General features: G+C 59.2%; 17 protein-coding genes. 15 read left to right on the plus strand and 2 right to left on the minus strand.

Features of this window, described 5'->3' with window-relative positions; translation table 11 throughout:
• The first annotated feature begins 22 nt into the window (after positions 1-22).
• Positions 23-955 (plus strand): LysR family transcriptional regulator, encoded by a 933-nt coding sequence (locus ALQ04_RS08285; protein ID WP_122315272.1) that lies wholly within the window; start codon positions 23-25, stop codon positions 953-955.
• Here ALQ04_RS08285 and ALQ04_RS08290 read toward each other — a convergent pair.
• Positions 933-2924: a sigma-54-dependent Fis family transcriptional regulator gene (locus ALQ04_RS08290; protein ID WP_122315273.1), complete on the minus strand. Its 1992-nt coding sequence runs from the start codon at positions 2922-2924 to the stop codon at positions 933-935. The genes ALQ04_RS08285 and ALQ04_RS08290 overlap by 23 nt on opposite strands.
• Before the next feature lie 191 nt (positions 2925-3115).
• Between ALQ04_RS08290 and ALQ04_RS08295 the strand changes: the two genes are divergently transcribed.
• From ALQ04_RS08295 to ALQ04_RS08305, 3 genes are all read left to right on the plus strand, one after another.
• The gene (locus ALQ04_RS08295; RefSeq protein ID WP_122315274.1) at positions 3116-4138 is read left to right on the plus strand and encodes a Gfo/Idh/MocA family oxidoreductase; all 1023 of its coding nucleotides are present in this window, start codon (positions 3116-3118) and stop codon (positions 4136-4138) included.
• A complete protein-coding gene (locus ALQ04_RS08300) occupies positions 4135-4926 on the plus strand; it encodes a TIM barrel protein (RefSeq protein ID WP_122315275.1) in 792 nt (263 codons plus the stop codon). The genes ALQ04_RS08295 and ALQ04_RS08300 overlap by 4 nt, the downstream gene beginning before the upstream one ends.
• 105 nt (positions 4927-5031) lie before the next feature.
• The gene (locus ALQ04_RS08305; protein WP_122315276.1) at positions 5032-5952 is read left to right on the plus strand and encodes a sugar ABC transporter substrate-binding protein; all 921 of its coding nucleotides are present in this window, start codon (positions 5032-5034) and stop codon (positions 5950-5952) included.
• Here the strand turns inward: ALQ04_RS08305 and ALQ04_RS08310 are convergent.
• Positions 5945-6577: a TetR/AcrR family transcriptional regulator gene (locus tag ALQ04_RS08310; protein ID WP_122315277.1), complete on the minus strand. Its 633-nt coding sequence runs from the start codon at positions 6575-6577 to the stop codon at positions 5945-5947. The genes ALQ04_RS08305 and ALQ04_RS08310 overlap by 8 nt on opposite strands.
• 100 nt (positions 6578-6677) lie before the next feature.
• Here ALQ04_RS08310 and ALQ04_RS08315 point away from each other — a divergent pair, with 100 nt between their 5' ends.
• From ALQ04_RS08315 to ALQ04_RS08365, 11 genes are all read left to right on the plus strand, one after another.
• The gene (locus ALQ04_RS08315; RefSeq protein WP_122315278.1) at positions 6678-7412 is read left to right on the plus strand and encodes a nitroreductase family protein; all 735 of its coding nucleotides are present in this window, start codon (positions 6678-6680) and stop codon (positions 7410-7412) included.
• 395 nt (positions 7413-7807) lie between these two features.
• A complete protein-coding gene (locus tag ALQ04_RS08320; protein ID WP_122315279.1) occupies positions 7808-9691 on the plus strand; it encodes a 3-dehydroquinate synthase in 1884 nt (627 codons plus the stop codon).
• On the plus strand, positions 9688-10572 hold the full coding sequence (locus ALQ04_RS08325) for a UbiA family prenyltransferase (protein ID WP_122315280.1): 885 nt from the start codon (positions 9688-9690) through the stop codon (positions 10570-10572). Before ALQ04_RS08320 ends, ALQ04_RS08325 begins: the two co-directional genes overlap by 4 nt.
• Positions 10569-11312, plus strand: coding sequence for an EboA domain-containing protein (locus ALQ04_RS08330; protein ID WP_122315281.1), 744 nt, complete (start codon positions 10569-10571; stop codon positions 11310-11312). Before ALQ04_RS08325 ends, ALQ04_RS08330 begins: the two co-directional genes overlap by 4 nt.
• A gap of 55 nt (positions 11313-11367) precedes the next feature.
• Positions 11368-12252, plus strand: a complete 885-nt coding sequence (locus ALQ04_RS08335; protein ID WP_122315282.1) for a TatD family hydrolase — start codon at positions 11368-11370, stop codon at positions 12250-12252.
• Positions 12249-13475 carry a metabolite traffic protein EboE gene (gene eboE / locus ALQ04_RS08340; RefSeq protein WP_122315283.1) on the plus strand — a complete coding sequence of 409 codons (1227 nt, stop codon included), beginning with the start codon at positions 12249-12251 and terminating at the stop codon, positions 13473-13475. The genes ALQ04_RS08335 and eboE overlap by 4 nt, the downstream gene beginning before the upstream one ends.
• Positions 13465-14904: an alkaline phosphatase family protein gene (locus tag ALQ04_RS08345; protein WP_122315284.1), complete on the plus strand. Its 1440-nt coding sequence runs from the start codon at positions 13465-13467 to the stop codon at positions 14902-14904. The genes eboE and ALQ04_RS08345 overlap by 11 nt, the downstream gene beginning before the upstream one ends.
• Positions 14883-16046, plus strand: a complete 1164-nt coding sequence (locus ALQ04_RS08350) for a hypothetical protein (RefSeq protein WP_122315439.1) — start codon at positions 14883-14885, stop codon at positions 16044-16046. The genes ALQ04_RS08345 and ALQ04_RS08350 overlap by 22 nt, the downstream gene beginning before the upstream one ends.
• Positions 16047-16050: 4 nt before the next feature.
• Positions 16051-18453 (plus strand): hypothetical protein, encoded by a 2403-nt coding sequence (locus tag ALQ04_RS08355; protein WP_122315285.1) that lies wholly within the window; start codon positions 16051-16053, stop codon positions 18451-18453.
• 57 nt (positions 18454-18510) lie between these two features.
• Entirely contained in the window at positions 18511-19449 is a 939-nt protein-coding gene (locus ALQ04_RS08360) for a hypothetical protein (protein WP_122315286.1), read from the plus strand.
• A gap of 18 nt (positions 19450-19467) precedes the next feature.
• Positions 19468-20760: a hypothetical protein gene (locus ALQ04_RS08365; protein WP_122315287.1), complete on the plus strand. Its 1293-nt coding sequence runs from the start codon at positions 19468-19470 to the stop codon at positions 20758-20760.

A 20760-nucleotide genomic window follows, 5' to 3' on the forward strand; every position in this document is an offset into this window, starting at 1 on the left:
CTCTGATGATGGGGATTCGTTGATGCTTCAGGATGAAATGGGCAGCCTGGCCGCCTTCGCCGCTGTCGCAGAGGCCTGCAGCTTTACCCGTGCAGCAGGGCGACTCGGCACTTCCCAGTCGGCGCTGAGCCACAAGATTCGCAGGCTGGAGGCCCGTCTCGGAGTTCGCCTCCTGACGCGCACAACGCGCAGTGTCGCTCCGACAGTTGCCGGTGAAAAACTGCTGGCAACCTTGCGCCCGGCGCTGGCAGAGATCGAGGCGCAACTGGGCGCCCTGACGGACATACGCGACAAGCCTGCCGGAAGCCTGCGCATCACCACTGCGGACCATGCTGCCGAAAGCATTCTCTGGCCTGCCCTGCACCGGCTGTTGCCCGACTATCCGGATATTCAGATCGAGGTGAATGTCGACAACGGTTTCGTGGATATCGTCGCCGAACGCTATGACGCGGGTATCCGCCTGGGCAACAACCTGGACAAGGACATGATCGCTGTCCCCATAGGCCCGGCCGAACGCAGCGTGGTCGTCGGTTCACCTGTTTATCTGGCAACCCATCCAGCCCCCGTCACACCGGAACAACTCGCAGCGCATCAGTGCATCAATCGCCAGTTTCCAACCCTTGGCGGGATCACACCCTGGCAATTCGTGAAGGATGGCCGTCAGACGCAGGTCCGCGTCTCGGGGCAGTTAGCGTTCAACCGCCCGGAAATGATCCGTGAAGCCGCGCTTGCCGGTTTCGGGCTGGGCTGCCTGCTGCAATCCCAGGTGATCGATCATCTAAAGGAGGGAACACTGGTCAGCGTGCTGGAAGACTGGAGCCCGCAGTTTCCGGGCTATTACCTGTACTACCCCAGCCGCCGCCAGAATACGCCGGCCTTCCAGCTTCTGGTGGAGGCGCTGCGTTATCGGGAGGATACATTGCGTGCAAAGCCTAGCGAAAGGCATCGGCGCTGAGCCCTAGCCTGTCCATCTTGTTATACAAACCGCCACGCGAAACCTTCAACTGCCTAGCGGCCAGGCGAATGTTTCCATTTGTGTGCTTAAGGGCGGCGATGATGGCATTCATTTCCTGAGTCAGCAGGTCTGGAGCGTCGCTGTATTCAGGGCGTGAAGCCGTCTGTGGCCGGTGCACAAGCTGCATGATTTCCAGCGGCAGGTCGCCCGGCTGGATCAACCCGGTCGAAGCCAGATTGGTTGCCCGCTCAAGCGTGTTCTCCAGTTCGCGCACATTTCCCGGCCATGAATAGGCCACAAGCAGTTCCAGCGCCGCAGAGGAGATGCCCGTCACCGCCTTGCGCAGCGACTGTGCGCAGCGTTCGAGGAAGTGCTGCGCCAGCAAGGAAATGTCTTCCCTGCGCATTCTCAACGGCGGTACGGTAAGGTTGAGGACATTGAGCCGGTAATAGAGGTCTTCCCGGAACGCGCCTTCAGCCACGGCCTGGCTCAGGTTGCGGTGGGTGGCGGCGATGATGCGCACATCGACCTGCCGGGATTTGCTCGCACCGACCCGGGTCAGCTCGCCCTCCTGCAAAACCCGCAACAGGCTGACTTGGGCATCAAACGACATGTCGCCAATCTCATCGAGAAAGATGGTGCCGCCATCGGCCAGCTCGAACTTGCCCGCCGAGCCCCCGCGAGCCGAGCCGGTGAACGCGCCCTCAACGTGGCCGAACAGTTCGCTCTGCACCAGTTCCCGGGGAATGGCACCGCAGTTGACCGCCACGAAAGGGCCGCTGCTACGGGCGCTGGCGTTATGGATGGCCTGAGCGAACAGCTCCTTGCCGGTGCCGCTTTCGCCGAGGATCAAGGTGGTGGAGTCGCTGCGACTCGCGATCCTGCCAAGGCGCAATGCGTCCTGAATGACCCGCGAGTTGCCCTGGATGCTGTCGAAGGTATAGCGAGCCTGGGTGCCCATGATGCGCCGGGTAATTTCGCGGATGCGGCGGTTTTCCCGCAGCGACACGATACGCCCGCCCTGCCCGGTCATGCATACCGAAACCAGGCATGCCAACTGGCTGCCATCGTGCAATTGAAAGGTGCAGTCCAGATCACGCAGCGCTTCACCCTGACGCTGCATGATGGCCTCGTTCAGGTCACTGTGGCCCAGTTGCTGGAACGGACATTCCAGCAGTTCGGGGCCGACCCGGAACAGTTGCCGGGCATAGCGATTGAGGGCCTTGATGCAGCCATTGGCGTCCAGCACCACCAGTCCTTCATTGAGTACCTCCAGCACGCTGCGTTGCTCGTCGAGCAGGGTTTGCAGCGCCATCTGCCGCGCGACGGCTTCGGCAGCCGCCTGCACGGTGCCCAAGGTATGAAAATGGAACCATCCCGGCTCTGCGGTCAGGGTCAGGATCGCCAGCGTCTCGCCATTGGCATTGCGGATCGGCGCTGCGGCGCAATGCATGCGCCGTTGCCGCAGGCCATTGGCAAAGTTCTCTTCGGCCAGTACGTAGACCAGCCGGTCCTCGGCAATCGCCAGGCCGGTGCAGTTGGTGCCCTGCACCGACTCTGACAGGCGACTGCCCACCGGCGTGATGTCCAACCCACAGAAGCTCAAGGTGGTGCCATGAGGATCGGTGAGGTTGATATGGCCCCGGGGGTTATAGGCAAGCAGACCGCGCATCACTTCTGCGGCAGTGTCGATCAATAAAGCGTTACGGGACAGTTTTTCAGCCAGGACCGTCGGCGTGACGAAGCGGTATTCGGCATCTTCCGGGTCAATGCCCGCTTCGATACTGCGCCGCCATGACGCCCAGATCACCGGCCTGACCAGGGGATGAGGCTCGCTGCGGCCCTGCTGGCACTCCTGCCAGGCCTGCAACAACTCGACCATCGGTCCTGCGCTCAAGGCCAGCGGGCCAATGGCCGTGATGTAGTCCAGCTCATCCTGAGGCAAGGTCAGGAACGAATGATCAGCCATGTCACGCTCACAGAGTGTTCATATCTTTGACATGTCATTGTAGACATGTCTTTAAAATAGACACTCCGGCTTTTTGAATAAAACGAATTTTCATTAAATATCAACAAGTTAACAAATGGCACAGGGATTGCTCTTGCTCTGATAGAGCGCACTACCTCACTCGCTCGTTCGACTACAACAACAAGGAACGCATGCATATGAGCAAGATCATTCGCCTGGGACTCATCGGTGCAGGCCGCATGGGCAGTTTTCACGGTCAGACTGCGGCGCTGCACATTCCGGGAGCCTGCCTGGCAGCCATTGCCGACCCGACACCCGGCCAGGCCGCTCGCCTGGCGGAAAAGCTCAACGTGCCACGGGTCTACACCGATCCGCAGCAATTGCTGGATGATCCCGAAATCGATGGTGTACTGATTGCCGCTCCGGCCCGCAGTCATGCCGAACTGGTGATCGCCGCGGCCCGTGCCGGCAAAGGCATCTTTTGCGAAAAGCCCATGGCGATCACCCTGGATGAAGCGGACCGCGCCATCGCCGCAGCCGCCGATGCCCAGGTGCCGTTGCAGGTAGGCTTCAACCGGCGCTTTGCCAGAAGCTTTCGCCAGGCGCATCTGGATGTGGTTGGCGGCCGGATTGGCACACCGCAACTGCTGCGCTCGGTCACTCGCGATCCGGCGCTGAACAACCCGGCAGGCATTGGCCAGTGGGTCATATTCCTGGAAACGCTGATCCACGATTTCGACGCCCTGCGCTACCTGAATCCGAGCGCCAGGGCCGTGGAAGTCAATGTCATGGCTGACGCCCTGGTAGCCCCGGCCTACAAGGACAAGGGCCTGCTCGACACCGCCGTGGTGACGATTCGTTTCGACAACGGCGCAATCGCCACTGCCGAGGCCAATTTCCAGGCGGTCTATGGCTACGATGTGCGCGGCGAAGTGTTCGGCAGTGCGGGCATGCTGACCATGGGCAACGTGGCGCAGTCCGAGCTGGTGCGCTATCTGGCCGATGGCATCCAGGCCGACACCCAGCGCATGGACACCGACCTGTTGCGCGACGCTTACGTGGCCGAACTCAACCATTTTGTCGACTGCCTGCGCACAGGCGAACAACCACTGGCCAGTGGCGAGGATGCCCGCGCAGCACTGGCGATTGCCCGCGCCTGTATCGAGTCGGTCCAGCAGGGCAAGACGGTGCGGGTATCAGGAGAATCGGCATGAGCGCCTGCCCTTTCACCCTGGCCATCAGTGCCGAAATGGTATTTCTCGAACTGCCTTTCGTGGAGCGCGTCCAGCGCATTCATCAACTGGGGTTCAGTGCCGAAATCTGGGACTGGACCAGCAAGGATATCGCCGCGCTGATTGCCACCGGCGCCAGCTTTACGTCCATGACCGGCTACATTTCCGGCAACCTGACCGATGCCGAGGATATTCAGCGCCTGCTGGAGAGTGCGCGGGAATCGCTGGCGGTGGCCGAGCGCCTGAACTGCCCGAGCCTCAACCTGCATGGCACCGGCCTGGGCGACAAGGGGCTGCCGGTCAAACCCGTCAGCCACGCCAATGGCCGGATGTGGCTGAGTGCCTGCAAGACCCTGGAGAAAATTGCTCGCCTGGGCGAGGAACATGGAAAAGTGTTCCTGCTGGAAAATCTCAATACCCAGGTCGATCATCCCGGCACACCCTTCGCCCGCGCCGAAGATACACTGGCCTTGATCGAAGCTGTGGACAGCCCGCACCTGAAAATGAACCTCGACCTCTATCACGCGCAGATCGGCGAAGGAAACCTGATCGAACTGATCCAGCGTGCCGGAACGGCCATCGGAGAAATCCAGGTAGCCGATGTGCCGGGGCGCATGGAGCCAGGCACCGGCGAGATCCATTACCCGGCAATCGCCCGGGCCCTGCAACAGGTGGGTTATACGGGCGTCGTGGGCCTGGAGGGCTGGGCTTCCGGCGACTCCGAACTTGCACTGCAGCGCTTTCGCCAGGCTTTTACTCTGCAGGCGTGACTGTACGAAAGCCTTCTGGCTCTGTAACCGGTTGAGTCCGGAACAGAGCCGGGAGCATCGATCCCCTGATGAATTTCAACTCATAACAACAAGAGGAAAACCATCATGCGTCGCTACTTGTTTGCAATAGCCTCTCTGGCCCTGCTGTTCAGCCACAGCGTTTTTGCCGATTACCGGATTGGCGTGAGTATCGCCAAGGTCGACGATAACTTCATGACCTATGTGCGCAGCGGTCTGAACGATGCCGCGAAGAAAGAAAACCTGCAGATCCAGTTCGAGGATGCCCAGGGCGACGTAGTGCGCCAGCTCAGCCAGGTCGAAGGTTTCATCAGCCAGAAAGTGGATGCGATCATTGTCCTGCCGGTCGATACCGCTGCCGCCGTGAATATCACCCGCGCCGCTACTACGGCCAGGATACCGCTGGTCTACGTCAATCGCCGCCCCGATCAGCGCACCCTGCCCGCCGGTGTGGTTGCCGTAGCCTCGGAAGACATCCAGGCCGGCCAGCTGCAAATGCAGTACCTGGCGGAGAAGATGGGGGGCAAGGGCAATCTGGCGATCATCATGGGCGACCTGGTGCAAAACGCTACTCAGGGCCGGACCGAAGGGGTCAAGCAAATTCTCAAGAACTACCCCGATATCAAGGTGGTCGGTGAGCAGAGCGCCATGTGGCAACGTGACAAAGGCATGGACCTGACCAGCAACTGGCTGCTGGCCGGCGTCAAGATCGATGCCGTAGTCGCCAACAACGATGAAATGGCAATCGGTGCCGCAATGGCCTTGAAACAGGCCGGACAAGGTTCGACACCCGTGGTGGGTATCGACGGCCTGCCCGATGGTCTGGCGGCCATCAAGCGCGGCCTGCTGGCAGCCTCGGTGTTTCAGGACCCACAGGCCCAAGCCAGCAGCGCCATGACTGCGGCCGTGCGGATGATCAAGGGTGAACCCGTGGAGTCCGATATCTGGGTGCCCTATCAGTTGATCAAACCGGATCAGGTTTCGACGTTCGCCCAGCACTTCAAATAGCGTCTGGACGCGGCTCACGATAAAGATAGTTTTCAAGCAACGTGACAACCTCGACAACAAAGCCCGGATGCTCCAGCACCTCGGGCCGGTCGGCCGTCACGTTATGGATGATTGCGTGGGCCGCGACACTCACCAGGTAGATCGAAAGCTCCGGGTCGGGGACGTTGTGCATGAACGGCGTCAGCACCTGCGAGAACTGTCTGCGCAATTGATCCTGATCGTCTGCCATGTGCCGCACCGTGCGTGGCAGCTCTTCATAAATGGCCTTGTGCAGCGCTGGCACGATGCGGTGCTCATTGACAACCATCTCGACCAGCAAGGTCAGGGCTTCGCGCAGGGAAGCCTGTTGCGGCACGATTACCAGCGCCTTGAGCAAGTCGCTGCGGGTTGCCGTCGCGTGCCGCCGCTGCAATTCGGCAATCACGGCCTCCTTGTTCGGAAAGAACTGGTACAGCGAGCCGATATTGACGCCGGCACGCTCGGCAATGGCGTTGGTCGTCAGCCCTTCCCAGCCCACTCGGGTCAAAATGTAAGTTGCCGCCTGGACAATCGCATCCACCGTTGCCCGGGAACGCGCCTGAGCCGGGACTTTGCGGGGCTTGACGGAGGGTCGGCTTCTGCTCACGGGCAGCTCCAGAACATGAGTTTTTAAAATATAAGCTTTAACTTACGATTTTGAGGCGTGAGAACACAACGTTCTTCATGTCCTTGAGAACATTTCAACCATGAAAACACTAGACACTGTGCGCGCCTGGGACAGCTTCCAGGCGGCGAATCGCTTTCGTCGGGCCATTCGCAAATTCAACCCGACGCCGATTGCCGAAGATGAGATCAACGCACTGCTAACGGAGGCGATCTATGCACCTTCCAGCGGCAACATGCAGCCTTACCAGTTGCACTGGATTCGCGAGCCGGCCTTGAAAGCCCGCCTGGCAAAAGCCTGCAATGGGCAGAAAGCCGCAGCATCGGCGGCAGACTTCATCGTGTTTGTCGCCAGTCCAGCTCTGGGGTTGCGTACCGCCAGGGCGCAACTGACATACGTTGAAAACTCATCGAAGCTGGGACAGGACTCAAAAGCTTATTACCGCAAGCAGATCGGGATGTTCCGGAAAATCCTCCAGGTTGGTTCCTGCGCACTATGGTCACCGCTTGTGCTGCTTGCCGCACTGGTTCGTCCTGGCTTGTCGCTGATCCCCATCGGGCATATCGGCAGTCGTCAGTGGGCGGCGCGCAACGCCATTTTCGCCGCCCAGACCCTCATGCTGGGTGCTGCCGCCAAGGGAATCGATTCCTGTCCTATGGAAGGCTTCTCGGCTTCCAGGGTTGCCAGCCTTCTCGCATTACCACGCGGCTCGGTGATTCCACTGATTGTTGCTCTGGGCTATCGCGCCGGGGACGCCCGGATCGAAGAGCGCTGGCGCCAGCCCATGAGCGAGCTGGTAGTCACCCACCAGGTTTAAACAGTCCTTTGCTCTCCGACTTTTCGTACAGAGCCTGAAAGGTTGGCTGAATAGCAGCCGAGCCTCCCCACTATCGGCTGCTAGCCCTCACAAACAATCGATAACAAGTCTCATTGATAAATGAAAAACCATTCTATTAATGAAGATTATCAACCTCGAAAAACCACTTTCCCTACCTCGCAAGTTGCCCGGCAAATTCTGTCATTTCACATACTTGCAAAACGCTAGCACTGAACTACATTGCTATTCATTGCGACCTGAGCCCTCAGAGAATATGTCTCAGGCGCCCTGCCCGCTTGCGTTTGGTTGTCTCGACAGGAGTAATGCCCGCCCCGGATGCTGTTTGAAATATCTGACAAGGACATTGAGTCATAACAACCAAGAGGGATGCTTGAATGAAGCATGGCCAGTTGTATCGTGCGCTCTCGAAAACCGGAGCGGCAGGAAGTTGGTGGCTGTCGTTATTGTGTTTTTCGATTCTGGTAATCGCCAGTTTCCTGTTGTTTGGTCAACAGATCGAACAATTTCTCACAGGCTTGAGCCTGAGTATTCCTTCAGACCCGGTACAACAATTCAATCTCGCCCTCCTGCTGATTGCGCTGCTGGCATTCGATGTCGTGCTGCCGGTGCCTTCCAGCGTAGTAGCGCTGTTGGCCGTGGCTTTGCTGGGCAGCCTGGGTGGCTATCTGGTGATCTTCATTGGCCTGTGCCTGGGAGCCGGTATCGGCTATGCGCTCGGCGCTGGCTACTTTCGGCTGCTCTCCCGGCGGCTCTCGGTCAATAACCGGCGACCGGGGCAACTGGCCTATCAGCTCAATACCCTGTCGCTGATCTGTCTGCGTGGCATCCCGGTGCTGGCCGAAACCTCGGTAGTCGCGGCGGGCATGCAGCGCTATCCGCTACGTCAGTTCCTGCTGGTCACCACCCTGGCCAACGCCGGGCTGGCCCTGACCTACAGCGCCATCGGCACTTACCTGATGGAGCAGAACGCACTGCTGGCGACTGTCCTGGCCAGTATGGTGCTGCCCGGTCTGTTCATTGCCGGGCGCAGCCTGCTCAAGGTCGTAAGGAACCGCACGGCGAAAGACAGTGCTGCGCCTCTGCAAGGCCGCTTCGAGGTCAGTTACAACTATCCGGTGGTGTTCACCGATCACCTGTTCGAGCCGGGCAATGACTGCCTGCGCAAACAGCTCACCGCTCAGCAGACCGGCCAGGTCACCGTGCTGATCTTCGCCGACGAACAACTGCTGAAATCGGCGCCACATCTGCTGCCGCAGATCGATGGCTACTTTGCTGCCCATAGTCGGGATTTGCGTTTGCAGGCCGCGCCGATTGCGGTGCCGGCAGGTGAATTGAGCAAGGATCCGCAAGTCCTGCAGCAACTCTATGCACACATGCTGGAACATGGGTTGGACAGGCATTGTTATGTCCTGGCAATGGGCGGAGGCGCCGTGCTGGATGCGGTGGGTTATGCCTGTGCCACCTTCCATCGTGGCATGCGCCTGATTCGCATCCCGACCACCGTGCTGGCGCAAAACGATGCGGGCATCGGGGTCAAGAACGGCATCAATGCCTTTGGCCAGAAAAACCTGCTCGGCGCATTCTGCCCGGCCAATGCAGTGATCAACGACTTCCAGATGCTGCTCAGCCTGTCGCACCGCGACTGTATCGCCGGGTTGGCCGAAGCGGTGAAAGTGGCGGCCATCAAGGATTCCGCGTTTTTCCAGTGGATGGAGCAGCACGCCCAGGCCTTGGCCGGGTTTGACCACGACGCCAGCCGCTACGCGATCCGCCGTTGCGCAGAGTTGCATCTGGGGCACATCACCGGCGCGGGCGACCCGTTCGAGCGCGGCAACGGTCGACCGCTGGATTACGGTCACTGGTCCGCCCACAAGCTGGAAAATCTCAGCAAACACCGCTTGCGCCATGGTGAAGCGGTGGCCGTGGGCATGGCACTGGATGCGTTGTACGCCAATGCCATCGGGCTGCTGTCCGAGACCGATACCGAGCGTCTGTTGCACCTGCTGCTGCAACTCGGCTTCAGCCTCAACCCGCCGGAACTGTTGCTCAGGGATGCCCAGGGTCGCTCGCGGATCGTGCAGGGCCTGGAAGAGTTCAGGCAGCACCTGGGTGGCCAGTTGTCCATTCCGATGCTCAATAGCCTGGGTGAATCCGTGGATGTCCACGAGATCGATTTCGCCCTGATGGAGCAAGCCTTGCAGCGCTTGTCGAGCTACAGCGCAGCGCCCCTCGGCTGGACCAAGAGTTGCCCTGAATGAACCAGACTTCCCTGAAAACCTGGATGACCCTGGGCCGTGTCTCCAATCTACCGACGGTGTGGACCAATACCCTGGCCGCAGCCTTGCTGGCCAGTAGCGCCGGCGCCCTGGCCCCGCCCTCGCTGCTGGTATGGGGACTGCTGCTGGTGGTGCTGTCGCTGCTGTATCTGTTCGGTATGCTCTTGAACGATCTGCTGGATGCCGACTGGGACCAGAAACACGACAATCCACGCCCCATCACTCTCGGGCTGGTCAGCCGCCAACAGGTCGCCCTGGCAGTCGGCGCGCTGATCCTGATAGCCGGTGTCTCGATACTGGGGCTCAGCCAATTGATCGAAGAACCGGACTGGCTGCTGGGCAGCGCAGCCCTGTTGCTCGGTTTTATCCTGGCCTACAACCTTCTGCACAAGAAATACCCGCACAGCGTCTGGCTGATGGGCGCCTGTCGCTCGGCCCTTTACCTGACAGCAGCGGCCAGCCTGAGTGTGCCACCGGAACCCATCTGGCTCTGCGCAGCGCTGCTGGGCGCCTACATCAGCGGCCTGACCTACCTGGCTCGCCAGGAACACCGCAACCAGTTGCTCAGCCGTTTCCCGCTGCTGCTGATGCTCAGTCCGCTGCTGCTGGTCAGCTACGCCAGCAACGTCATGTTCTGGCTGGTGCTGCTGATCTGGCTGGTCTGGCTGGGGCGCAATTACTTGCGACATCTGGCCAACCCGCAGCAGCGTCAGGTACGCGCCTTCATCGGCGCCGGCCTGGCCGCCCTGCCGCTGTTCGATGCCATGGTTCTGGCGCTGGCGGATCAACCCTGGGGCAGCCTGTTGTGTGTGCTGGTGTTTTTCCTGCTGCCTCGTTTCCAACGCTGGATCAAGCCGACATGAATATGGATATCGCCCTGCTTGAACTCCGGGAAGAGCTGCTGGCCGACCTGTTGCAGCGTTTCACCCGACACCTGCCAATCGCCGAACTGCAATGGTGGCAAGGCGCGCTGCAACAGGTCGCGCAAAAGCCGGACGCCAACACTCTGGTGCTGCTGAGCAGCCAGTGCAAACGCTCGCTAAGCGAGTTGCCGGACACTGGCCATGAGCGTTGGGCACAGGCGCAGAAAGCCCGCGTGCTGCTTTTGGCCGAGGCGCTGAAGCATCAGGCCCCAGGTGACAGAGCGACCCTGCTGCGCCAGTTCTTTGCCTGGGGAGACGATCAGGAAAAGGTTGCCGTTCTCAAGGCCCTGGACTGGTTCGACGCCAGCGGAAAACTCCTGGATCTGGCTCAGCAGGCCGGTCGCACCCACAACATCCAGGTGTTTGCCGCCCTTGCCCTGGATAACCCTTATCCGTCCAGTCATTACAACGAACGGGCTTTCCATCAACTGGTCCTCAAGGCGCTGGGAATGGGCCTTGAGGTACAGCGCCTGCTCGGTCTTGCGGAGCGCCGCAGCAGCGCACTCAACCAATTGGCCCTGGACCTGCTGGAAGAGCAGCTAGCCGCCGAACGTGCGGTGTCCATCGGACTGGTGCACGTCATTGTCTTTGCCCTGTTGAGCAAGACGCAACACCAGCGGCTTGCGCAACTGCATCAGGCACAGCGCCTGCCCGCCGAATGGGCTGAACACTTTCGTTAACCCGAAACACGCTTTCCCCAAATGATCGCCACTTTCTGCACTGCGAGGATGCTTCATGCTCAAGTACTTCGATCCGCACATCCACATGGTCAGCCGTACCACCGACGACTATCAGAACATGGCCGCCGCCGGGATCACCGGGGTCATTGAGCCGGCGTTCTGGCAGGGCCAGGCGCGTACCAGCGTCGGCAGCTTTGTCGATTACTTCGACACCCTGCTCGGCTGGGAACGCTTTCGCGCCAGCATGTTCGGCATTCATCACTTCTGCACCATCGGCCTCAACCCCAAGGAAGCCAATAACCTGTCGATTGCCCTCGAAGTGCTGGATATTCTGCCCCGCTACTTGGTCAAGGACGGCGTAGTGGCCGTCGGGGAGATCGGCTACGACGACATCACTCCCGAAGAAGACCGTTTCCTTGCCGCCCAACTGGATCTGGCCAAACAGTTCAACCTGCCGGTGCTGGTCCATACCCCGCATCGCGACAAGATTGGTGGCACCAAGCGCACCCTGGCGGTGATCCGTGAAGTCGGCATCGCCGAGAATCTGGTGATCATCGACCACCTCAACGAGCTGACCCTGCCGCTGGTGCTGGACAGCGACTGCTGGCGCGGCCACTCGATCTATCCCAATACCAAGATGTCGGAGCAACGCATGGTGGCGCTGCTCAAGGAATATGGCACCGAGAAAATGGTGGTCAACAGTGCTGCCGACTGGGGCATCAGCGACCCGCTCAAGGTGCCCAAGACCGGTCAGGCAATGCTGGATGCCGGATTCACCGAGGCTCAGGTCGAACAAGTGCTGTTCCATAATCCGGTGGACTTCTTCGCCCAGAGCGGTCAACTGGACAAGGATCTGGTGAGCACCCCGCTGCCCATCGATCAACGCAAGCAATGGCAGGAAAACTCGGCCTTGCGCGGCCAGGAACCGGTGGTCAAATGAGCGCCGCCACTGGCTGGAGCGCCGCCCAGATCGGCTATTGCAGCAATGTGCATCCGGCTCCCGGCCTGAGCGAGCTGTGCGCTTCGATCGAACAGCATTTTCGTGGCGTACGCCAGCAGCGCAAGCTGAACGAGCAGGACAGCGGGCTGTGGATCAGCGCCCAGGCGGCCCAGGAACTGCAGGACAAGCCGGCGCGCCAGGCCTTTGTGGCGCTGCTGAAACGCTGCGGGGTGCGCCTGACCTCACTCAATGGCTTTCCGTACGGCCAGTTTCACAAGGGCGCGGTCAAGGCCGAGGTGTACCTGCCCAGCTGGGCCGACCCCGAGCGCCTGGCCTACAGCCTGCAACTGGCGGAAATTCTGGCCGAGGCGCTGCCTGCCGACTGCCAGCAGGGGGTGATTTCCAGTGTGCCGCTGGGTTACGCCGCGCACTGGAGTGCCGACAAGCAACAACGGGCCGAAGAGTATCTGGCGCAACTGACCTCAGCGCTGGACAGGCTGCAACAGAAAACCGGCAAGAAGATCGTGATCTGCCTGGAAATGGAACCGGACTGCGTGCTGGAAAACACCACCCAGGCCATCGCCTTCTTTGAACGGCTGCAAGCCCGTGATCCGCACCATGAACATCTGGCGCTGTGTTTCGATGTCTGCCATCAGGCGGTGGTCTTCGAGCATTGCTATGAATCCCTGGAAAGGCTGCACAAGGCTGGCGTACCGGTCGGCAAGATCCAGCTGTCCAACGCGATGATCTGTCGTCTGCCCAGCGACGACGCCAGGCACCGCGAACAGGTGCTTGAAGCGCTGGGCGGCTTTGCCGAAGCCACTTATCTGCATCAGGTCAAAAGCCTGGATCAGCAAGGCCAACTGCATGCCTGGGCCGACCTGCCCGCGGCCCTTGAAAACCCCGGGCACAGCAAAGAACTGCGGATTCATTTCCATGTGCCGCTGTTCAGCGAGCAGTTGCTGCTGCCGGAACTGAGCGGCAGCCAGCTTGCCCTGTCCCAGACTTTCGACTTCCTGGCCGACCACAGCGACTTCCGGCCGGTGCTGGAAGCAGAAACCTATAGCTGGAACGTCCTGCCTGCCGCCCTGCGCCCGCAGACCGAGCAAGCCTTGCTGCTGGGCATTGCCGCGGAGCTGCAATGGGTCGAAGCGCAACTGCGCCAGCGAGGATTGCTGCTTGCCGAGGCCCACCAACAGAAGGCGTATGCGGATGCGATCTGACCTGCCACCCGTGCTGCTGATCAATGTGGTGGGGCTGACGCCAGGCCTGCTTGGCGAGGCCACGCCACGGATCAATGCCTTGCTTGAAAAGGCGCAGATGGCCAGCCTGCAGCCGGTGTTTCCGGCGGTGACTTCGACGGTGCAGGCTTCCATTCTCACCGGCCAACCGCCCTCGAAGCATGGCATCGTCGGCAATGGCTGGTATTTCCGCGATCAGGCCGAAGTGCGCTTCTGGCTGCAGCCCAATGACCTGATACAAGGTGACAAGGTCTGGCATGCCCTCAAGCGCGAGCATCCGGAGTTTCGCAGCAGCCAGTTGTTCTGGTGGTTCAACATGTACGCCGACGTTGATGCCGCGATTACCCCGCGCCCCCACTATCCGGCTGACGGGCGCAAGATGTTCGGCCTGTACTCTTCGCCGGCATCCCTGCACGAAGTCATCGAGCAGCAGATTGGCGAGTTCCCCTTTCCGGGTTTCTGGGGACCGGCTGCCGGCATCGCTTCCAGCCGCTGGATCGTGGATTGCGCCATGGCCGAGTTCCGCATCAACCGGCCCAACCTGCAACTGGTCTACCTGCCACATCTGGACTACAGCCTGCAACGCCTGGGGCCGGAGCATCCGTCGATTGCCGATGAAGTGCGGGCCATCGACCATGAAGTCGGACGTCTGCTGGAGTTCGCCGAACAGCAAGGCGCCAGGGTCATGCTGCTCTCGGAGTACGGCATAGAAGCAGTCCATCAATCGGTGTCGATCAATCGGCTGCTGCGCTCGGAAGGTTTGCTGCAAGTGCGCCAGTCGCTGTCCTGGGAACTGCTCGATCCGGGTGCCAGCGCAGCCTTTGCCGTCACCGATCATCAGATCGCCCATATCTACATCAAGCACTCCCGGGATATCGCCAGGGTCAAAGCCCTGCTGCAGCGCCAGCCGGGCATCGAACAGGTGCTGGACAAGACCGAACAGCAAGCCTGGCAACTCGATCACCCGCGCAGCGGTGAACTGGTGGTCATCGCAGAAGCCGGTTACTGGTTCGATTACTACTACTGGTTCGATGATCGCAAGGCGCCGGACTTTGCCCGCACCGTGGACATTCACCGCAAGCCCGGTTACGACCCGCTGGAGCTGTTCATCGATCCGGCCATCCGTTTCCCGAAACTGAAAGTGGCGCGCCGCCTGCTGCAGAAAAAGCTCGGCTTTCGCTACTACATGGACCTGATTCCCCTCGATACCCGACTGATTCGCGGCAGCCACGGACGCCTGCCCAGCGATGAACAGTCAGGCCCGTTGCTCATTACCAATTGCGAACTGTCGTTGCCCAGCCGTGTTGCGGCAACCGACGTCAAGCAACTGCTCCTGGAGTACTTCCGGGGGCACCCATACCGTGATCAGGCCAATGCCAAGGAGATTTCATGCGGCGAGCCCTTAGTGTAAGCGTTCTGAGTGCTGTGGCCGGTCTGGCTCAGGCACAGAGCCCAGCCCCTTTCGATTGCACCAACCTGTTCAAATTCGGAGCGAATCCCGGTACGACCTGGACCACCTTCGAGCAGAGCCCTGAAACCATGGCCTGGAACTGGTTTGCCTGCCTGAACCAGCCCGCAGCCCAGGGCAACCCCAATCGTGTCTGGGAAACCCTCAAACCCAGCGATCAGGTCTATCTGGGCAATGGCGCTCAACCTTTGCCTTATGCCCAGCGCGAACCGCTGCCAGCCGATGTGAGCAAACAAGCCCAAACACTGGGCCTGAACATGCAGCGCGCTTTCCAGAACCTGGACAGCATTCAGCAGGTGGACGGCCTGATTCTGCAAATGGGCAATCAGGTGCCTGCGGCGCAACGGGGCCAGCCGGTGCGTTTTCACCTGCAGATGAGTGAAGACACCTTCAATTACATCGTGCAGCAAAAAGTCTACAACGCGAACGGCCAGGCGGCCCTGACCAGCAGCCTGAACTTTCCCTCCACAGCCTGGGAGCTGAAAACCTCCTGGCTGTGGATCGGTGCAGATCAGGCGTTCATGAAGCAACTGACGGACGATGGCTACTACATCATTCAGGCCTATTACCTGGCGGACGACGAGAAAACCTACAACGTGGGTTATGCCGCTCTCAGTGGCATGCACGTCATCAACAAGCTGTCGCCAAGCTGGGTCTGGACCACCTTTGAAAACAGGAACAACAGCAAGTACAGCGTGACGAATGACACTCCGGCAAAGCCCATGACCAATATCACCGGGCCAACAGCGGAGGCGAAACCGGTCAACGCCACCTTCCAGGCCCAATACCCGGCGCTGGCGCAGTACGAATTGATCGGCGTCCAGTACCAGAACGACGGACAGTTGCTGGCCAACTCGCAACTGGAATCGGCTTTCCAGAGTAATTCCGACTGCCTGGCCTGTCACAGCACAGCGGCCTATTCAAAGACAAAACACTATTTCAACTTTGCGCTCCCGGAAAAGGACGGCATCGTCTATCCGGTCAAGGAACTGCCGGACTCGGTCTATGCCGGCTACCAGAAACTGGACTTCGTCTGGTCGCTGAAACGTGCCCAGTGGCAACGACCTGCACCTAAAGGAGAGTGACCCCATGAGCGTGTTGAATTTCCCTCGTATCTATTTCAACGGCCATATGTTCTGGAACCCTCCAACGGCCAATAACAACGACATGTTTCCGCTATACGACGCGGTCAAGATGCAGATGAACTGGCCGTTTCTGAAGGAGTATGGCATCACGCCTGAAAACGCTGCCAGCACTCTGATGCCCTGGACCATCGCACCGATTCCGAAAGTGCCTGATTACGTCCTGGAAGTACCGGGCAATTACGGCGCAGGCGGCACTCCCGGCGAATGGAACCTGTTTGGTGACAATGGCTGCGGCACCGTGGGCTACAAGGATATTCAGTCCTTGGTCATTGGCGGAGAACTTCAGAACAACAGCTATATCAGCCAGGATGATCTGGTCAACAAGAGCTACCAACTGGTAGGCAATCCTTTTGGCAGCACTGCACAGACACCAGCCCGTTTCGTTGATGTAAGCCCTTGGCAGAACACCTTCACAGCGCTGTACTTCGACAAGCTGATCATAGGCGATAGCCAGTGTGGTCTGACCCTTGATCGCCAGTACCGCATGCTTGATCGTTTTCTGAATTTCAACTGGGGGGCCTTCGGCGGCCTGAATTATGTCACCACCACCTGGCAGACCTGTTTTCCCAAGGAAAACCTGCAATGGGTGAGCGGAAACTCTGTGTTGTTGCAAAACCTCAAGCAGCAGATGGAACAGCAAAATGCCAAAGGCCTGATGTTCCGATTTTCGACCTATCTGACTTACTACGACAAGAACGGCATTTTCAACGATTACCCGCCCTTTATCACACACCCTACGGGCGATGAGGATCCGGCAAAAATACTGGCAGAAATGCAGGCCATGTATCAGAAAGGCCTGGATAACGTTGCCGATATCTTCTTCAACCCGGCTTATAGCCGTACGGCTGGCACCCTGGGGCTATGGTTCGAGGATGAATTCCCGACTGCACCTGCCGGGCGTCGTCTGGTTCCGGCATCCCCCATCAGCGTTTACAAGACCAAGCCGGGCGATACGCCTCTTCCGCCTGGAGCCACTATCCAGCTTGGTGTGATTTCGGCTCAGGTACAGCCTGAAAGCAACATTCTGTCACTGGACCTGGGAACCGGTTTTCCGTTTTATACCGTAGACGACAAGGCCGCAGTCCCCATGCCGGAAAAATTCCAGGCAGGTGACTATCAGGTGGGAGTTCGAAGCGGAGGGCAATTCTGCCCTGTAGCGAGCTTCGGATTCGATCAATATAAACAAGCGGCTTTCGACAAGCGCTCCGGCATTCTCGACTTTGCCCTTACACCCGACGCCATCACTAAACTGCAAAGCGGCCCGCTAGAGCTCCAGTTGCAAGGTTCGACACCGTCAACCGCTGCCAGCCAACAGATGTGGACCGCCGAAGTCGTGGAAAGCGCCAGCTTCATCGATGTCGGCGATACCAAGACGCTGAACATCATGGTTCAGTACGATGGCAAACCGGCGGCGAATACCGAGGTATGGGTAGCGGAATACAACAACGCCTTTTCAGTGACCACCAGCAGCTATTACCTGGCTTTCAGCAATGCAGCAGATTTCACTCTCTTCAAAAACTACCCACCCACTTACAAGCAGAACACATCCGTGTTGCCGCAGTTCCTCGACACAACCCCCGTATTGAGCCTGGCCGCCGATGGTAGCGGTCGCCAGTTGACGGAGTTTTTACCTCCCCTGGCTGCAAGCGTAGCGAAGAACGACTCTCCGGAAGAAGTCACCTATCAGACCTACCTGAGCAACCCGACAGCGCTGGCACTGACGCCTTGTCTATCGCTAGCCAATGCCATTCCACAGCAAGACACTCTGGAAGGAAAAAACGGCAGTACCGTGAACTACAGTGTGGCGAAGATCAAGACAGATGCCAACGGTATCGCTCAATTGACCTTTACCGCACAGGCTCCGGGTTTCCCAACCCTGCGTTTCTTCGTGCAAGAAGGCGAAGAGTCTCCCCAGGTTCCTTTCAGCTTCAACTACCTGTCGGCCTATACCGACTTCCTGGCCCCACTGCGGGTTCTTCCTCTGGAGCCGGAACTGCAACAGGACTTCATCAGCTACTGGAACAGTATCTGCGAACAGCAGGATGCCCGTGTATTGATCTGGGAGAAGTTCATCTACCCACGAATCCTGGAGCCCTTCTATTACCTGTATCCGATCATGGCCAAATACATGCCGCTCAACTCCCTGAAGCGCATAGAAGGCGCGGTCGATCAGTTGATTGTGCTTATCAGCAAGCCATATCAGGAAGAAAGCACCCTGGCGATGCCCATTACCCGCGACATGCCACAAAGCCGCCGGGCCGTTCTGGAGCTTTGGGCGCAATCCCTCGTCAAGGGTAATTACCCGCCCACGCCCCTGAGCATGAGCGACTTCCCGCAAGACTGTTAACAACCGGCAGGAAAGCGGGTGGCAAATCGGCCGCCCGCCCTTTCAAAGGAGTGTCTTATGAAATCCAGCGTTTTGATCCGGTTATTGATGTTGTCGAGTCTGCTGTTCAGCAACACGCTGCTCGCACAGGACGGCGGCGCCATCTATCCCAGCATGGGCGTGCACAACACTGCCGGTTGCAATGAAAAGAACGGCAACTGTATCGCCAAACGCAATCCGACCGACCCCAGCGATCCGTTCTTCCCGGCGTTCTGGGTCAGTGACTGGACCATGTACCGGGTGACCGGCGATAGCTACAAGACCAACCCGCCACCTTACAGCAGTCCGCCCAGCACCCTGAAACCCGGCGATTACAGCGTGTCCAAGGGCACCAGTTATTACGACACCACCTACATCCCGGCCGATGGCGATGGCTACGGCGCGATGATGGAGCACTACGAGAAATACTGCCTGCCGATCTTTCCGATCAAGGACAACAACTACACTTGTACCTTCGTTTCGCTGGGCAACAAGGCGTATTTCCTGACCTACGAACAGGATCGCCCCAAAGGCATGCCGGCCTGCTGCATGTTCTCGCCCATGAATCACCCGCCGCGCCAGGACTTCATCCAGCACCTGCCCTATAGCGCCGAGCGCAGCAAGAACCTCAACGCCAGCGTGCAGGCCTACTCCATCGATGTGCCGGGGCCGGATGGCCCGATCCTGTTCGGTTATTCGTTCCTCAAGACCGCCAGCAGCGATCTGAAGGGCCAGCCACCGTTCAGGCATCCTCAGTCGTTCTTCTTTTCCGGCGACGTTTCCACTGCCAACGCCCCGATTGTCAGCCAGAACTACACCAATTTCCGGGTGACCAAGCCGGACCCGGCCACGACCTGGGCGCAGGTCGCGAAAATGTGCCCGGCGAATCCCGAGCCCTGCCAGTTGTTCAATCCGCCCGGCAACTTGAGCAATGGCAAGAAGGCACAGTGGAACAACCTGATGCCCAGCAAGCCCTGACAGACAAGGACAGATGCCATGAATACTCGATTTCGTGTTGGAATGACGTTGCTCGGCCTGGTCAGCCTGCCTGCGCTGGCGCTTGAACAGCCAATGCCGGACGTGTCGGTGACGAGCCTCAATTGCCAGCTTCCCGGTAATGCTCCAGCCGCCAAAAGCGGCCAGGATGCCTTCGATCTTTACAGTTGGCAGATGTTCATCGCGCTGAACTGGCCGGTAACGGATGGTCAGCGCGGAACTCCAGACTGCAACAAACAACCCGGCGATGCGGGTTATACCGTCTGGCAAAGCTACAAGAACGTCAGTGAAATATTCCCGGCGGACGGCAGTAATCCCGGGCCCTGGAATACGCCGCTATCCAGCCGCAATCTGGGCCTGATCAATATTGCGGCCGTGAAAAACACCGGTGTACTCCAGGCAGTGGATCAGGCTGTCGGCGGCTGGCTGATCGATCAGAGCGGTAACCCGACCTACTACGACATCTCGGCCAACGAGGTTTCGTACAACTACATCGTGGCCAACAACTTCTACAACGCCAATGTCGTGTCCAGGGCCAGCAACATTTCCTTCCCGAACGGGGTCATCGAGATCAAGTCGAGCTGGCGCATCCTCACACCCGCCGACAATGCCAGTCGTTACCTGACGGTTCATTCGCAGGTCGATCTGTTCGATGACCAGGGCAAGCGCACCGGTGCTGTTGCAGATGCCTATCTGGGGCTGGTGGGCCTGCACATCATCACCAAGGCGCAGGGCTATCCACAGTGGATCTGGTCCACCTTCGAGCAGGTCGACAACGTGCCACCCAAGAAGGAGTCGGGAGGTCAATGGATAGACAACCCGACCTCCGGCATCAATTACTCCTACTTCAACCCCCACGCGCAACCTGCCAGTCTCAATCAGTCGCCCTGTGACTGGCAGACACAAGGCGACACGATGGTATGCGTACCCAAGGCCGGCACCACCTTCCAGACCCCGAACCCGCTGAACCGGGTAACGCCGATTGCCGCCTCCACCGAACTGCTCAACAAGGCATTCCAGTTCGCTCCCGGCCTGCAGCAGAGCGCCTTGAAGTACTACCAGCTCGTCACCACTCAACGGCCGTTCAATCCCGACAACCCCGGCAACCCGCTGGGCCAGCCGACACCGGCACTCTCGGCCAATGTCACGATGGAAAGTTATATCCAGGCCAACAGCAGTTGCATGAACTGCCATTCCATGGCGACACCGCCAGGCAGCCCTTACAAGGCCGATTTTTCCTACATGTTCAAATTTGCAAAGCCCGCCGCCCAAGGCGCCAAGGATGAGAAATAG

It is taken from the genome of Pseudomonas cichorii (assembly GCF_003700275.1).
GTDB classification, from domain to species: domain Bacteria; phylum Pseudomonadota; class Gammaproteobacteria; order Pseudomonadales; family Pseudomonadaceae; genus Aquipseudomonas; species Aquipseudomonas cichorii_B.